Source organism: Staphylococcus pasteuri (assembly GCF_003970495.1).
GTDB classification, from domain to species: domain Bacteria; phylum Bacillota; class Bacilli; order Staphylococcales; family Staphylococcaceae; genus Staphylococcus; species Staphylococcus pasteuri.
Window position 1 is genome coordinate 1 of record NZ_RXWW01000018.1, and the last position, 16,537, is coordinate 16,537.

Below are 16,537 nucleotides of genomic sequence, written 5' to 3' on the forward strand. Positions count from 1 at the left end.
TTATATGTGTCTCGTCATTTCAATACAATAACTTTTATATACTTTTCACTATTAAACATGTACTTTAAAATGTTGAATTTCTAAACAAAATTTAGACTTAAATTTAATATTTGTAATAGATAAAATGCTTACTATGTTATATAATAAAGTTAAGCAATTTAATTGTACAATACAAACATAACATCTAAGAATCAACATAGGAGGCATTTTAATATGAATAATAAAGTACAAGGGTTTATTGCATCTGAAAGAGAACTAAGTCAACTTAAGCACTGGTTAAAAACATCTTATCGCACTTCAATTGAAGAATTTGTCGTTTTATACAAAGTCTTTGAAGGTGAGAAGATTAGTGGTAAAGAATTAAGAGATACGTTACATTTTGAAATGTTATGGGACACAAGTAAAATTGATGTGATTATCCGTAAGATTTATAAAAAAGAACTTATTTCAAAATTACGTTCAGAAACAGATGAGCGACAAGTTTACTACTTCTTTAACGCAAAGCAAAAGAAATTAATGGATAAAATGATAAACGAAATCGAAGCAATTAGTATTGCAAACTAAATATATAAAATAAAAGCTAGAGACATCATCTTTAATGTGATGTCTCTAGCTTTTTAATTTATTTGTAGTAACTACTATTCATATGAATATGTGTTTTTAACTTTTTTACCATGAACAAAGAAATATACAATTGTAGTTAGAATGCCTAAAATAGCCATTGCTCCATAAATTTGACTATATGAAATCATATGTGTAAATAAACCTAAGAATGAAGGACCGAAGCCAATACCAACATCTAATCCGATAAAGTAAGTTGATGTAGCTAAGCCATACTTAAATGAAGGTGATACTTTAATTGAAATAGCTTGCATTGATGAAGAAAGGTTACCGTAACCAATACCTAGTAATACACCAGAAAGTAATAATAATCCACTATTAAAACTAAACATTAAACAAATGAAACTTAGTATAAGAGCAATAAATGAAGGGTAAACGACTACATTTTCATTTTTACTATCCATTAAACGACCGGCAATAGGGCGTGTAACTAAAGAAGCCACTGCGTAGAAAATAAAGAAGTAACTAGCCGCACTGACTAAATCACGTTGCTCAGCAAAAGCTTGTAAGTACGTTAATATCGCTGCATAAGTAATACCAACTAATAACATAACAATTGCAACTGGTACAGCTTCTTTAGCGATGAAATTATGAATACTAAAACCATTTGAACTTGTGGAATTTTGTTCTTTATTCGTAGGATTAAAATCAATATTAATAAATAAGGATAAGATAAGTCCTAAAATGCCTAACACAATACATAACGTAAATAGTAAGGTGATAGAAAATGCATTCAGTAACAAAATACCAAAGAAAGGACCAACAGCTGTACCTAAAACTAAACTTAGTGAAAATAAGCTAATGCCTTCACTTTTACGTGTTTGTGGTGTGACATAAGCTGCGATAGTACCAGTTGCTGTTGTAGCAATTGCAGTTGCAATACCGTTGATTAAACGTACAAACATTAAGAAATAAATATTACCAGGAATAAAATACAATGCTTGAGTTATCACAAGACAGAAAAGACCAAACATTAAAATCTTTTTAGGACCAAATGTATTTACATATTTACCCGTTCCAAAACGACCAATTAATGATCCCACAATAAATAACCCCACGACTAGTCCAGCTAAACTATCAGATGCATGATATTCAGATTTACTATAGCCTGCGATGACTACAATCAATAAATACATACATAAGTACACGAAAAAATTTATGATGAAATTAAGATTGAAGCGTTTAGTAAAGATAGGTGCTTTAATAGATGAAGTTTCACTCATTCTTGACTCTCCTTTAGTATTGTTTCATAAATAATTGACATTGAATTAGTAATTTCTGTCAGTTGTTGCTCATTTATACCAGATTTTTCAATAATTTCATCCTGTATTTCATTTACCTCTTTATTGATAGTTTCAAAAAATTGTCGACCTTCTTCAGTTAAACTTAACCATTTTTGTCGTTTATCATTTCCAGTAGTATAAGAAATTAATTCTCTTTCGAGTAAAACTTTAATAAATTTTCTAGCAGTCGGTTTTTCTATAGCACGACGATAAGATATATTAACTAAGGTCGTTGGTTGAAATTGCGCAATATCTTTTAAAACGAGCCATTGGCCAGTATGAATATTATGTCGTTCTAATATAGGCTGAGTTAATTTAATATAAGGTCGATAAATACTAATAAAACTATTGAAAAATTTGTTGTTAATCATGAGCACACCTCAAAATTTATAATTTAGTTAGCTTAGCTAACCTTTTTGAAACGCAAGATTCATTATAAAACTAAAAGCAATATTTTTCAATACCAATTTAAAGTAAGTTTTTAGAAGTATAATACTTTCAATTTTGTTAAAATAAGAACTGAGAAATGAATAAAAAGGGGACAAAAAGATGGATTTGAAATTTGATCATATCATTCATTATATTGATCAATTAGAGCAATTTAAGTTTCCAGGTAACCTTATCACGTTGCATTCAGGTGGAAAACACAATAAATTTGGAACATTTAATAAGTTATCGTATATAAATGGAAATTACATAGAATTTTTAGATGTAGAAGATCAAGAAAAATTGCAGAAATTAGCTAAAACTGAAGAGGGAAGAGTATCATTTGCTACTAAAATAGCTCAAGATCATTTTAAACAAGGATTCAAAACCATTTGTTTAAGAACAAATAATATTGACGCTATTAAGCAAACACTGGAAGAACGTAATATAGAAGTTATCGGTCCAGTAAATATGGAGAGAGAAACTAAAAAAGGTGAAAAAATAACTTGGCGACTTTTATATATTGCTGATCCTAGTTATATGGTTAAACCACCATTTTTCATACAATGGGATCAAGGTGAAGCTAATCGAGATGCACAGTTAAGACCTTTATATCAAACCCAATTCTCTATAGAGATGATAATGATTACTACTAGTCAACGAGAAAAGACAGTACAAAACTGGCAAAATTGGTTTGATATGCAAGTTGTAAATGAAACTGATAAATACACTGATTTAATTTTAAAAGAAGATCAAATGTACTTTAGAATTGAAGATGGTAAAGAATCTGGTTATCACACTATCGTGTTTAAAGACGCTGAAGCAACATCACCTTATTCAATATATATAAGAGGTGCAAAATATCGTTTTGAACCTAATAATTAATATAGATAAGTATAAGCACTTTGTATGATAATGGCGATATGGACAACTACAATAATAATCGAAGCAATACTTAAATACATGCTAAATTGAGTTGTTCTAATAAGTAAAAAGAACAATGATAAAACGAAACTAAATGCAGCCAGTATGACTCTTAAGCTAAAATATTGGACTGTTAAATCATTATTCAAACTAATGACAATGATAAGAGCGTTTAAGATGATAAATAAAATTAATAGCGTTGGACGCAATTTGAACACCTCTTTCGTAAGAATTTTAGTGTTTTATTATACCAATTTTAAAACTGCTTTAAAAATTATTTAGCTGAAATAAAATAACTTATAGTAATTAAAGAACATGTTTTTAATGTTGTTGTAGATTCATTTATGTGTTTTATCGACACCCATAGATAGACGTTGTATAATTATAGTTATTGTTAATAAAAAGGAGATATTATAAACCATGGAAAAGATGAATATCACTAATCAAGAACATGACGCATTTGTAAAATCTCATCCAAATGGCGATTTACTGCAACTTACGAAATGGGCAGAAACAAAGAAATTGACTGGATGGTATTCAAGAAGAATTGCGATAGGTGAAAATGGTGAAATTAAGGGCGTTGGACAATTATTATTCAAAAAAATTCCGAAACTACCATTTACATTATGTTATGTATCTAGAGGATTTGTAACTGATTACGATAATAAAGAAGCATTATCACAATTATTAGAAGAAGCGAAAAAAGTAGCTAAAGAAGAAAAAGCTTACGCAATTAAAATAGATCCAGACGTTGAAGTAGAACACGGTGCTGAAGCATTGAAAAATTTACGTAATTTAGGATTTAAGCATAAAGGATTTAAAGAAGGTTTATCTAAAGATTATATTCAACCAAGAATGACAATGATCACACCAATTGATAAATCTGATGAAGATATTATTCAAAGTTTTGAAAGACGAAATCGCTCTAAAGTGAGATTAGCATTAAAAAGAGGTACGAAAGTTGAAAGAGCTGGTAGAGAAGGATTAAAAACATTCGCACATTTAATGCAAATTACAGGAGAACGAGATGGATTCTTAACTAGAGATATTAGTTACTTTGAAAATATATATGATGCATTACATGAAGATGGCGATGCAGAATTGTTCTTAGTTAAATTAGAACCAAAACCAGTGCTTGAAACAGTGAATTCAGAAATTAAAGAATTAGAAAATGAAATTGAAAAACTTCAAAATAAAAAGCAAGATAAAAAAACACTAAATAAAATCAATGATGCTAATAATAAAATTAAAAAATCTCAAGATTTAAAAGATGATTTATTAAGACTTGAAAAAGAACATCCAGAAGGTATTTATTTATCAGGTGCATTATTAATGTTTGCAGGTAGTAAATCTTATTACTTATATGGTGCTTCATCTAATGACTTCCGAGATTTCTTACCTAATCATCATATGCAATATACTATGATGAAATATGCTCGTGATCACGGAGCTAAAACATATGATTTTGGTGGAACGGATAATAATCCAGACAAAGATTCAGACCATTACGGATTATGGACATTTAAAAAAGTATGGGGAACTTACTTAAGTGAAAAAATTGGTGAATTTGATTATGTTTTAAATCAACCACTTTACCAGCTTATTGAACAAGTTAAACCAAAATTAACAAAAGCTAAAATTAAACTATCACGAAAATTAAAGCGTAAATAGATTTTTTATTATCTGAACGATTCTATAAATAAAGAACGTTCAGATTTTTTTAGAATCATTTTTTAAAATAATAGAATATAGCACTATATATAAATTGATAAAAGGGGACACTAATTATATGATCAAAAAGCTATTGCAATTTTCTTTAGGCAATAAGTTCGCAATATTCTTGATGGTATTACTCGTTATTTTAGGTGGAGTGTATGCTAGTGCCAAGTTAAAACTTGAATTATTACCGGACGTAGAGAATCCTATGATCTCAGTTCAAACAACAATGCCTGGTGCCACACCACAAACTACTCAAGATGAGATTAGCAGTAAAATAGATAGTCAAGTTAGATCGATGGCATATGTTAAAAGCGTTAAAACTGAATCTATCCAAAATGCTTCAATTGTAACTGTAGAATATAATAATGATACAGACATGGATAAAGCTGAGGAACAGTTAAAAAAAGAAATTGATAAAATTAAATTCAAAGACGGGGTCAGTGATCCTGAATTAACAAGAAATTCTATGGATGCATTTCCTATCGTAGCTTATTCTTTAACAGATAAAGATAATGATTTAAAATCAGTAACTAAAAAATTAAACCAGCAACTTATTCCAAAATTACAAACAATCGATGGTGTTCAAAATGCTCAATTAAATGGCCAAACAAATCGTGAAGTAACATTAAAGTTCAAGCAAAAAGAACTTGATGAAAAAGGTGTTACAGCAGATGATGTCGAAAACTATTTAAAAACAGCGACTCGAGAAACGCCGCTAGGGCTTTTCCAATTTGGAGATACTGACAAATCTATCGTTGTCGATGGACAGTTTACATCAGTCAATGCACTGAAAAACTTAAAAATCCCTGCAACGATTGCCGGACAAGGACAAAGTAGTGATAGCAGCGACGATGGAGAGAGCGACAGCTTAATGCCATCTGATCAATCATCAGCGTCCGCTGCCAGTTCTAAACAAAGTTCATCAGGCTCTATGCCTTCATTTAAATTAAAAGACGTAGCTAATGTTACGGTTGGTGATGAACGTACATCCATTTCGAAAACGAATGGAAAAGATGCGGTAAATTTACAAATAACTAAGGCTCAAGATGCTAATACCGTTCAAGTTGCAAAAGATGTACAGAAAAAAGTAGATGAATTTGAAAAAAATAATAGCGAAATGAAAGCTATTAAAACGATGGATACTGCTAAACCAATTGAAGATTCTTTATATACAATGATTGAAAAAGCAGCATTAGGAACAATCGTAGCTATCGTAGTTATATTGTTATTCTTAAGAAATATAAGAACAACAGCTATTTCAGTCGTTTCAATACCAATGTCAATATTAATTGCACTCGTAGCATTGAAATTATCTAATGTGTCACTAAATATATTGACTTTAGGAGCATTAACAGTAGCTATCGGACGAGTTATAGATGATTCTATCGTTGTGGTTGAAAATATATATAGACGTTTATCTGATAAAAATGAACAACTCAAAGGTGATTCATTAATCATAAACGCAACAACTGAAGTGTTTAAACCAATACTATCTTCAACATTGGTTACTATTATTGTGTTCTTGCCATTAGCATTTGTGTCAGGGTCTGTTGGTGAAATGTTCAGACCATTCGCACTCGCAATTACATTCAGTTTATTAGCTTCATTATTAGTATCAATCACAGTAGTTCCAGCGCTAGGTTCTACGCTATTTAGAAAAGGAATCCAAACTAAACCTCAAAAACAAAAGCATGGGGTAGTTAGTGAGGGGTATAAAAAGGTATTAAATTGGTCACTTAATCATAAGTGGATCGTCATTATAATTAGTATTGTATTACTAGTTGGAAGTATTGGATTAGGTGCTGCAAAATTAGGCACAAGTTACATTTCATCAGGAGATAATAAATTCATGGCGTTAACTTATACGCCTAAACCAGGTGAAACTGAAAAATCAGTGCTCGAACATGGTGAACAAGTTCAAAAGTATTTAAAATCTAAAGATAAAGTTAACACTGTTCAATATTCTGTAGGAGGGCCAACACCATCTGATCCTACTGGTAGTACAAATAGTATGGCGTTGATGGTAGATTATGATAAAGATACGCCAAACTTTGAAGAAGAGCCAGATAAAGTATTAAAACATGTTGATTCATTTAAACATCCTGGTCAATGGAAGAACCAAGATTTAGGTACTGGTGCTGGAAATGTTTCTATTGAAGTAACAGTTAAAGGTCCATCAACGGATGCTATTAAAGGTACTGTTCATAAAATTGAAAGCACTATGAAAGATGTTAAAGGTATCAATAATGTTAAATCAGATTTATCACAAACATACGATCAATATGAAGTAAAAGTCGATCAAAATAAAGCGGCAGATAATGGAATATCAGCTAGTCAGCTTGCGATGAATTTAAATGAAAACTTACCAGAAAAAACAATTACGACAGTTAAAGAAAACGATAAGAAAATAGATGTTAAAGTAAAACAAAACAAGCAAACTGATTGGTCACAAAGTAAATTAGAAAATATTAAATTGAAAAAACCAACAGGTGGTTCAATTAAATTAAGTGAAATTGCTAGTCTTAAAAAATCAACTACACCAAGTAAATTGACTCAAGAAGATGGTGACTATTCAACTACAGTTTCAGGTAAGATTACGACAAGTGATGTAGGTGGTACTTCACAAAAAGTAATGTCTAAAATTAATAAAATTGATAAACCACATAGCGTAAAAGTGAATGTTGGAGGCGCAACTGATGACATCAACTCTGCTATATCTCAACTTGCAATAGCTATGTTAGCAGCAATAATTATAGTGTATCTTATATTAGTAATTACATTTAAAGGTGGATTAGCTCCATTCACTATTTTATTCTCATTACCATTTACAATAATAGGTGTTGTATTATCACTTGTGATTACAGGCGAAACTATCTCAGTACCTAGTTTAATTGGTATGTTGATGTTAATTGGTATTGTTGTTACAAATGCCATTGTTTTGATAGATAGAGTTATTAATAATGAAAAATCAGGCATGGATATGAAAACTGCTTTAATTGAAGCGGGAGGAACGAGAATTCGTCCTATATTAATGACAGCAATAGCAACTATAGGTGCTTTAGTACCGTTGTTATTTGGTGAAGATAGTTCTATCTTAATATCTAAAGGAATGGCAGCAACTGTTATTGGAGGACTAATATCTTCAACAATATTAACGCTTGTTGTTGTTCCAGTAATTTACGAAATTTTATTCACAATTAAAGATAAAATTTATCGTAAACTAAACAGAAAATAATAAAAAAAGCATCATTCCTCCAAAAAGGAATGATGCTTTTTACTTTAGTATAAAATTAAAGTTAGAATGATATAAATCACGAACAAACCGATTGATAATATATTTAAAATATTAACGCCTTTATCATCATTCTTAAGTGTTTTAAATGCAGTAACTTCTACATTTCCAACTAAAAGTAGCAACACTATAAATACCCACCAGTTCTCACTAGGGAACTGCATCGTTGTAATTGCTACAACAAATAACAATAATATACCCATTATGATTCTTAAAATTCTAGTGAAAATTGAATTCATCTTGAATATACTTATGTAACTTACAATTAAGTATAGTAAAGGCAATAAAATTAAGTATAATTTCATGAGTTGACATCCTTTCTTTTCCGAATATATATTAGCACGTTCACATACTTATGACTAGGATGTCTAACGAAATGTAGTTAAATTGTGACATGTAATTAATTATTGATCATTTATTTGCTTTCTTACATTGGCCATTTCTTTCTCAATTTCTTCAAGCTGATTGACTAAAGGATCGATATTTTGATTTAATGACTCGCGCTTTTCTAAGTCACCTTGTAGTCTAGTATAATCATATTTTAGTTCTGTTAATTTACTTTCTAAATCCATTATACAATCGCTCCTTAAATTAAAGTATGATTAAATTATAGCATGAAACAAACTAGTTCTAAAATTTATAGCAAATGTGTTAAAGTTATCAATTGAAAGTGTTGAGATACGTGAAAGAAGGGCTAATATGACAGAACAATTTGTAATGATCATTCTTTTAATTGCTTTAGGCTATTTTTTAAAGCGTATTAATTATTTGAAAGCAACAGATAGCCAAGTGCTTTCAACAATAGTATTAAATGTGACTTTACCTTCTTTAGTTATCGTGAATTTAAATAAAGCTGATTTAAACCTATCATTTTCTATTTTGCCTATTATGATGATTATCTACGGTGTTGTCGCAAAAATAATTGTTATTTGGAGTTTCCGTAAATACGATAATCAAATGCGTGGTTCTGTTGGTATGATGATTGGAGCTATGAATATTGGATTATTTGCTTATCCATTAGTAGATGCTATATGGCCAAGTAAGGGAATGGTTTATTTTGGCATGGTTGATATTGGTGGCGCAGTTATTATGTTTGGTCTCACTTACTTTGTTGGAAGTTACTTTAGTGAGGGAAGTGACCAATTCAATTTTAAATTCTTAGTTAAGAAATTAATTCAATCTGTACCACTGGTTACTTATATTGTTATGTTTATACTTAATATGGCGAATATTCATTTACCTAAAGTGTCTATTGATTTCTTTTCAATTTTAGGAAAAGCTAATATGCCACTATCTATGATTTTATTAGGCGTAATGTTGAACTTTACTATTGAAAAAGCTTATTTACCTGCAGCAATCAAATATCTTTCTCTTCATTATGGAATTGGTCTTATTGCTGGATTAATTGTATATTTCTTCTTACCAGTTTCAGATCAGATGATTAAAACGACATTGCTTATCACATGGTTATTACCAGTTGGTGTGGCAATTATTCCTTATTCAATACAATTCAAATATAAAACACTACCCTTAATAGGGATGGTAACTAATTTATCAATTGTTATAAGTATTGTTATTATATATGTTTATCAAGCGTTCTTTGTTTCATAATAAATAGAAATAGTTATTTATATATAAAAAGCCATGCAATTCATGAGTACACACTACATTAATTTAATGTATGTTACACATGAAAATTGCATGGTTTATTGTTTGACTTAGCCTTTACCTCCCATGAAAGCTGGATAGTTTGTCATACCACCATCTACATAAATAGTAGTTCCGTGGATATAACTAGCTAAGTCTGATGCTAAGAATAATGCAGCATTAGCGATATCTTGAGCATCTCCAATTTCTCTAGCTGGAATCATTTCTAATGTTTCCTCACGAGTTTTTGGATCAGAGAATTTTTCTTTAGTATGTTCAGTAACAACTGCTCCAGGGGATATATTATTAATACGAATTCCATATTGTGCATATTCCATTGACATGGTTTCCATCATTAATTTTAATCCACCTTTACTTGAAGCATAGTGAACATAATTTGGCCATGGAATAGTATCATGAACACTTGAAGTATTAATAATAACACCTTTTTTATCTTCTTTTCTGAAGAGTTTTACTGCTTCACGTGAACCTATAAACGCACCTGTTAAGTTGATATCTATCACTTTTTGCCATTCTTCAATCGTCATTTCATGCGATGGTGCTGCTTTTTCAAAACCAGCATTGTTAATCATGATATCTAAAGTACCGAAATGGTCTACAGATTGATTGATTAAATTAATGACATCTTCTTCTTTAGCCATATCTCCTTGAACGAGTAACGCATCTCCACCAGCTTGTTTGATGATATTTACAGATTCTTGTAATGATTCATCGTGTTTATCTGAACGATAGTTAAGTACGACTTTTGCTTTGGCTTTACCAAAATTTTCTGCAAAAGACTTACCAATACCACTACCAGCTCCTGTAATGATAACAACTTTATTTTCTAATTCTTTAAACATGGAAATGCCTCCTAAAAATGTTTATTTTAGGTTACCTAAAATAATTGCTGCAATAATGATGAGTATGATACCTGACCAAATACCCATCATCTGACGACGGTCTTTTTTCTCTCCTAAAATAAAAATGCCACCAAGTGTAGATACGATAACTAATAATTGAGATAATGAAAAACTAGTTGCAACACCTACTTTAGGTTGAGAATAGAACATAAATAAGTTACCAATTGCCCATACAATACCAGGAATTAAATTGAGGGCAGTAGACTTGATAGACGTTTTGTGATTCATTGAAAGAATGAAACCGCCAATAGCCATACCAACAGATTGGAAGAATAGTGCTTTTGTACCACTTACATTGAAAATGTCTCCTAACACGACATAGCCAACATAACCTACTGTTGAAATAAGAAGGATACCCATCGCTTTTTTAAATTCAGGATCATTTGATTTACCTTCATTTTTAGCTTTTAATGATGTTAGTGCGATACCTGAAACTAATAAGACCATTGAAATTAGTCCAAATACGACTTGTATCATTGTGCTCCATTCCCCAAGGAAAATAACACTAAATAAAGTAGTACCAACTAATTGCATACCAGTAGAAATTGGCATTGTTTTTGAAACACCAATTAAATTAACAGATTTTAATTGGTTACCTTGACCAAATGCCCATAATGCACCTGAGAATAATCCAACAATAATAACAGTTAAATCATCAAATGCTGCATTACCTGTTAGTAATAAAATAATACCAACAATGAGTGCACCTAAAGTAGTACCTCTAATTTGATTATAGGGGCCTCCACCTACGAATACATTGATTATTACAACACTACCCCAAAATAGTGCAGGTAATAATGCTATTAAAATATCAAGAAACTGCATATGTTTCTCACTCTCCTAAATAAACGAATTAAGTGCTTCCCCTTTAATAACACTTGAAGTTAATTCTAAAACAATTAAGTTGAATAGTAAAAAACATCGGCTTATTTTAGAAAAGTAAAAAGAGGAGTAGGATAGAAATAAATTTTGGAAAATTATTATTTCAGTCCCACTCCCATGTTTAATCAATATTTAGGTTTCTGGATTAGTAGTCTTTTCATGAATGTATTGCGGCTCTAATTTATACTTTTTATATTCATAATTAGTAGTAAATCCAAGTTCATTAAAACGTTCTACGAGCTTACTATTTTTGTTTCGAATTTTAAAATAAACTTTATGCAGTTCATAATGAGAAAAAGCGTAATGCAAAGCATATTCCAATAAATCAAAAGCAATTCCTTTCATTCGATAATCTATGTGAGAACTGAAATATTTAATTTCTGCTTTAGATTTTTGAGGATTAACATGTAGATATAAATAACCTTTTAAAAGTCCTTCGCTTACAAAAAGAAATAGCTTATTATTTTCATCTAATGTATTAACAATATCATCTGCTTTCATTGCATCATGTTTAAATGTCTTATGATGCATTTTTGCAAATGCTCTATGGAAACCTTTTTGATATTCTATAATATTTTGTTCATTTTCTAATTCCCCAATATCTTGATGTGCCTCTAAATAATAGTCAGTAAAATTATAACTTGCTTTTATTTGCTTAATAAAAGGTTTATAAGTTTGAACGCCTTCTTCAAATGAAAAGTTATATATAGCATTATCAGGTTGATTTTCTGTCATTGCATTGAATAGGTTTTGAAATAACTGTGGAGTGACGTCAAAATTTGGCTCTATAAAAGGGCCAATTATCTTAAACTTATGCGTTTCATAAGAAATCGCAATGATTAATGCTTTTATTTGATTATTATCAGAAATGGCAAAAGCGCCAGGAGTTTTAATTGCTTCTTCTAATAAATGATCAAATTCTGCAAATTGTTGAGGTATTTTATATAAATAGGAAGTTACTTGGTAATCAGCAGTTTCAATAAAAGCTTTTATTTTTTTAGGGTCCTTCAACTGAATAATATCCATGTTCTTACCTCCGTACCGTATTTATTAATTTAATTATATGAGTAATTGCATTGAAATGAAAGTTAATATATATACGTACATGTTACAATTAAGGTAACTATTCTTAAAGCAAATTAATCAAACATAAACTTAAAATGGATTAAATATAGAAAGGGAACTATAACTCATGCAATCATTAATTTTAGCGGAAAAACCATCAGTAGCTCGAGATATTGCAAATGCACTCAATATCAATCAAAAAAGAAATGGCTATTATGAAAATAATCAATATATTGTTACTTGGGCATTAGGACATTTAGTGACTAATGCAACGCCAGAACAATATGATAAGAAATATCAAGAATGGAAACTTGAAGACTTACCAATAATTCCAAAACATATGAAAACAATAGTTATAGGTAAAACTAGAAAACAGTTTAAGACTGTAAAATCACTAATACTTAACCAGAATGTGAATAAAATTATAATTGCTACTGATGCAGGAAGAGAAGGAGAGCTTGTAGCAAGATTGATTTTAGATAAAGTGGGAAATAAAAAGCCAATCAAACGATTATGGATTAGTTCAGTAACTAAAAAAGCAATCAAAGATGGGTTTAACCACTTGAAAGATGGAAGACAATATCAGCATTTATACGAAGCTGCTTTAGCTAGAAGTGAAGCGGATTGGGTGGTTGGTATTAATGCAACAAGAGCATTAACAACAAAATATGATGCTCAGTTATCACTTGGACGCGTACAGACGCCAACAATTCAACTAGTACAATCTCGTCAAAATGAAATTAATCAATTTAAACCACAAACCTATTACACTCTTACAGCTATAGTGGATGGTTTTGAATTTAATTATGTTTCAACACAACAAAGAATTACTGACCAACAAAAATTAAAAAATATTATGAATCAAATAAATAAACAGCAAGGTAATATAGAAAAAGTTAAATCTAAAATTAAGAAAACATTTCCTAAGCCACTTTATAATTTAACTGATCTACAACAAGACGCTTATAATCGATTTAAAATGGGGACCAAAGAGACACTAAATACGTTACAAAATTTATATGAAAGACATAAATTAGTAACGTATCCACGTACAGATTCCAATTATTTAACTGCAGATATGGTTTCTACAATCAAAGAAAGATTACAAGCCTTATTAGCTACAGACTATAAAGAAAGTGTTCGTAATTTAATAGGAAAGTCATATTCCGCTAAAATGCATATATTTAATGACCAAAAGGTTTCAGATCACCATGCTATTATACCTACTGAGATAAGACCTGATTTTTCACAAGTAAGTAATAGAGAAAGTAAAATTTATATGCTTATTATAGAAAGATTTCTAGAAAGTTTAATGCCTCCTTATGAATATGAAAGTATTAAAGTATACTTAACTGTTAATGGTTATCAATTTGTATTACAAGAAAAAGTTACAAAACAATTAGGGTATAAGGCTTTAAAAGAAAATGAGCAATCAGTTGTTACTCAACATCCTTTTAAAAACAATCAAGTCGTCACTGTCTCAAATTCTAAAATTAATGATCATCAAACAACACCACCTGACTACTTTAATGAAGGAACATTATTAAAAGCGATGGAAAATCCTCAAAACTATATTCAACTTAAGGATAAAAAACATGCACATACTCTGAAGGAAACAGGCGGTATTGGAACTGTTGCGACACGTGCGGATATCATTGAAAAACTATTTAATATGAATGCAATAGAATCAAGAGATGGTAAAATTAAAGTAACTTCAAAAGGTAAACAAATTTTAGAATTAGCACCTCAAAAATTAACATCACCATTATTAACTGCTGAATGGGAAGAAAAATTATTGCTTATTGAAAAAGGTAAATATAATAAACAGCAGTTTATAAAAGAAATGAAAGAATTAACAACAGAAGTAGTGAACACAATTAAGAATAGCGAACAAAAATATAAACATGATAATTTAACTACAACAGAATGTCCTACTTGTGGCAAATTTATGATTAAAGTTAAAACTAAAAATGGACAAATGTTGGTATGCCAAGATCCATCTTGTAAAACAAAGAAAAATGTCCAAAGAAAAACAAATGCACGTTGTCCTAACTGTAAAAAGAAAATGACTTTATTTGGTAAAGGTAAGGATGCGACATATAGATGTACATGCGGTCATTCAGAAACGCAAGCTCAAATGGATAAACGTATGAAAGAAAAATCAAGCGGTAAAGTTTCTAAAAAAGAAATGAAGAAATACATGAATCAACAAGAAGAATTAGACAATAATCCGTTCAAAGATGCTTTGAAAAATCTAAAATTATAAATAAATTCGAACAAAAGGAAAAAGAATATAACTAAAGTTCGTATTTAGTATTGTCATTTTAGAGATTTGGTATTAAACTTATTAAGTATTTCAAAAAAAGGAGCATTAGCCGTGAAAAAATACTTCAAGTTCGATGAACATGGTACTAACTTTAAAAAAGAAATTTTAGGTGGTATCACTACGTTTTTATCAATGGCGTACATACTAGCTGTAAACCCTCAAGTATTAAGCCTAGCAGGAGTCAAAGGTGTATCTGAAGATATGAAAATGGATCAGGGAGCCATTTTTGTTGCGACTGCTTTAGCTGCGTTTGTAGGTTCGCTTTTTATGGGACTCATAGCAAAATACCCTATAGCATTAGCACCTGGCATGGGATTAAATGCATTTTTCGCATTTACAGTAGTTCTTACAATGGGAATACCATGGAAAGTCGGATTAACTGGCGTTCTATTCTCAGGTATATTCTTTGCAATATTAACAGTAACCGGATTAAGGGAAATAATTATTAACGCAATACCTTATCAAATGAAGATGGCTGTTTCTGCTGGAATAGGGTTGTTTATAACCTTTGTAGGTTTACAAAGTTCAGGAATTATTGTGAAAAATGATTCAACATTAGTTACCCTAGGGCATTTAACGAAAGCACCAGTATTATTAGCAATATTTGGTATTGTTATTACCGTTATTTTATACACTAAAAAAGTACCGGGTTCTATATTTATAGGTATGATAATTACTGCAATAGTAGGAATGATAACTGGACAAATACATACGCCAACTGGCATTGTAGGTCACGTTCCAAGTATTAAACCAACTTTCGGAGCTGCATTTGAATCATTTAAGGATCCAGGTCAATTATTTACTATTCAATTTTTAATTGTTATTCTAACATTCCTATTTATTGATTTCTTTGATACTGCAGGAACATTAGTAGCTGTTGCAACTCAAGCAGGAATTATGAAAGATAATAAACTTCCTAGAGCAGGTAGAGCGTTATTTTCAGATTCATTAGCTACAATTGTTGGTTCTATATTCGGTACAACAACGACTACTTCTTATATAGAATCTACGTCAGGTGTTGCAGTTGGTGCAAGAACAGGATTCGCAAGTATTGTTACAGGTTGCTGTTTCTTACTAGCTTTATTCTTTAGTCCACTAATTGCAGTTGTAACAAGTGCTGTAACTACACCGGCATTGGTAGTGGTAGGTGTACTAATGGCTGCAAACTTTGCGGAAATCAATTGGAAAAAATTCGAAGTCGCTGTACCTGCTTTTATAACAATCATCATGATGCCTTTATCTTATTCAATTGCAACAGGTATAGCTTGTGGATTTATCTTTTATCCAATAACAATGATTATTAGTAAAAGACATAAAGAAGTACATCCAATTATGTATGTATTAATGGTATTATTTATCTTATACTTTGTATTCGTACATGGCTAAATAAAAAATAAGACGCTCGTACTTAAAATAGTACGAACGTCTT

15 protein-coding genes are annotated in these 16,537 nt (G+C 30.4%); 7 read left to right on the forward strand and 8 right to left on the reverse strand.

Going from position 1 to position 16,537, the window contains the following annotated elements; genetic code table 11:
• Window positions 1-213 precede the first annotated feature (213 nt).
• Window positions 214-564: a SarA family transcriptional regulator gene (locus tag CD121_RS02175; protein ID WP_017638535.1), complete on the forward strand. Its 351-nt coding sequence runs from the start codon at window positions 214-216 to the stop codon at window positions 562-564.
• A gap of 74 nt (window positions 565-638) precedes the next feature.
• Here CD121_RS02175 and CD121_RS02180 read toward each other — a convergent pair whose 3' ends face one another.
• On the reverse strand, window positions 639-1,844 hold the full coding sequence (locus CD121_RS02180; protein WP_017638534.1) for an MFS transporter: 1,206 nt from the start codon (window positions 1,842-1,844) through the stop codon (window positions 639-641).
• Window positions 1,841-2,275, reverse strand: coding sequence for a MarR family winged helix-turn-helix transcriptional regulator (locus tag CD121_RS02185; RefSeq protein ID WP_017638533.1), 435 nt, complete (start codon window positions 2,273-2,275; stop codon window positions 1,841-1,843). Before CD121_RS02185 ends, CD121_RS02180 begins: the two co-directional genes overlap by 4 nt.
• 178 nt (window positions 2,276-2,453) lie before the next feature.
• On the opposite strand from CD121_RS02185, the gene CD121_RS02190 reads away from it, so the two are divergent.
• Window positions 2,454-3,215, forward strand: a complete 762-nt coding sequence (locus CD121_RS02190; RefSeq protein ID WP_017638532.1) for a VOC family protein — start codon at window positions 2,454-2,456, stop codon at window positions 3,213-3,215.
• On the opposite strand, the gene CD121_RS02195 is transcribed toward CD121_RS02190, so the two are convergent.
• Window positions 3,212-3,463 (reverse strand): hypothetical protein, encoded by a 252-nt coding sequence (locus CD121_RS02195; RefSeq protein WP_017638531.1) that lies wholly within the window; start codon window positions 3,461-3,463, stop codon window positions 3,212-3,214. The genes CD121_RS02190 and CD121_RS02195 overlap by 4 nt on opposite strands.
• Window positions 3,464-3,674: 211 nt before the next feature.
• Here CD121_RS02195 and CD121_RS02200 point away from each other — a divergent pair, with 211 nt between their 5' ends.
• Window positions 3,675-4,925, forward strand: a complete 1,251-nt coding sequence (locus CD121_RS02200; protein ID WP_017638530.1) for a lipid II:glycine glycyltransferase FemX — start codon at window positions 3,675-3,677, stop codon at window positions 4,923-4,925.
• A 118-nt stretch (window positions 4,926-5,043) separates the two neighbouring features.
• Window positions 5,044-8,208, forward strand: a complete 3,165-nt coding sequence (locus CD121_RS02205) for an efflux RND transporter permease subunit (RefSeq protein ID WP_126567375.1) — start codon at window positions 5,044-5,046, stop codon at window positions 8,206-8,208.
• 44 nt (window positions 8,209-8,252) lie between these two features.
• Here CD121_RS02205 and mspA read toward each other — a convergent pair whose 3' ends face one another.
• Both mspA and CD121_RS12200 read right to left on the reverse strand, forming a co-directional pair.
• The gene (mspA, locus tag CD121_RS02210; RefSeq protein WP_017638528.1) at window positions 8,253-8,570 is read right to left on the reverse strand and encodes a membrane stabilizing protein MspA; all 318 of its coding nucleotides are present in this window, start codon (window positions 8,568-8,570) and stop codon (window positions 8,253-8,255) included.
• A 99-nt stretch (window positions 8,571-8,669) separates the two neighbouring features.
• Window positions 8,670-8,837, reverse strand: coding sequence for an SE1832 family protein (locus CD121_RS12200; protein WP_185817738.1), 168 nt, complete (start codon window positions 8,835-8,837; stop codon window positions 8,670-8,672).
• Window positions 8,838-8,964: 127 nt separating this feature from the next.
• On the opposite strand from CD121_RS12200, the gene CD121_RS02215 reads away from it, so the two are divergent.
• On the forward strand, window positions 8,965-9,876 hold the full coding sequence (locus tag CD121_RS02215; protein ID WP_119622461.1) for an AEC family transporter: 912 nt from the start codon (window positions 8,965-8,967) through the stop codon (window positions 9,874-9,876).
• Window positions 9,877-9,983: 107 nt separating this feature from the next.
• On the opposite strand, the gene CD121_RS02220 is transcribed toward CD121_RS02215, so the two are convergent.
• The 3 genes from CD121_RS02220 to CD121_RS02230 all read right to left on the reverse strand — a co-directional run bounded on the left by CD121_RS02220 (window position 9,984) and on the right by CD121_RS02230 (window position 12,743).
• The gene (locus tag CD121_RS02220; protein ID WP_126567376.1) at window positions 9,984-10,775 is read right to left on the reverse strand and encodes a glucose 1-dehydrogenase; all 792 of its coding nucleotides are present in this window, start codon (window positions 10,773-10,775) and stop codon (window positions 9,984-9,986) included.
• Window positions 10,776-10,796: 21 nt separating this feature from the next.
• On the reverse strand, window positions 10,797-11,660 hold the full coding sequence (locus CD121_RS02225) for a GRP family sugar transporter (protein ID WP_029055858.1): 864 nt from the start codon (window positions 11,658-11,660) through the stop codon (window positions 10,797-10,799).
• 189 nt (window positions 11,661-11,849) lie between these two features.
• Window positions 11,850-12,743 (reverse strand): GNAT family N-acetyltransferase, encoded by an 894-nt coding sequence (locus CD121_RS02230; RefSeq protein WP_126567377.1) that lies wholly within the window; start codon window positions 12,741-12,743, stop codon window positions 11,850-11,852.
• Window positions 12,744-12,909: 166 nt separating this feature from the next.
• Between CD121_RS02230 and CD121_RS02235 the strand changes: the two genes are divergently transcribed.
• Entirely contained in the window at window positions 12,910-15,048 is a 2,139-nt protein-coding gene (locus tag CD121_RS02235; protein WP_126567378.1) for a DNA topoisomerase III, read from the forward strand.
• Between the two features lie 111 nt (window positions 15,049-15,159).
• The gene (locus CD121_RS02240) at window positions 15,160-16,494 is read left to right on the forward strand and encodes an NCS2 family permease (protein WP_017638521.1); all 1,335 of its coding nucleotides are present in this window, start codon (window positions 15,160-15,162) and stop codon (window positions 16,492-16,494) included.
• Window positions 16,495-16,537: the final 43 nt, after the last annotated feature.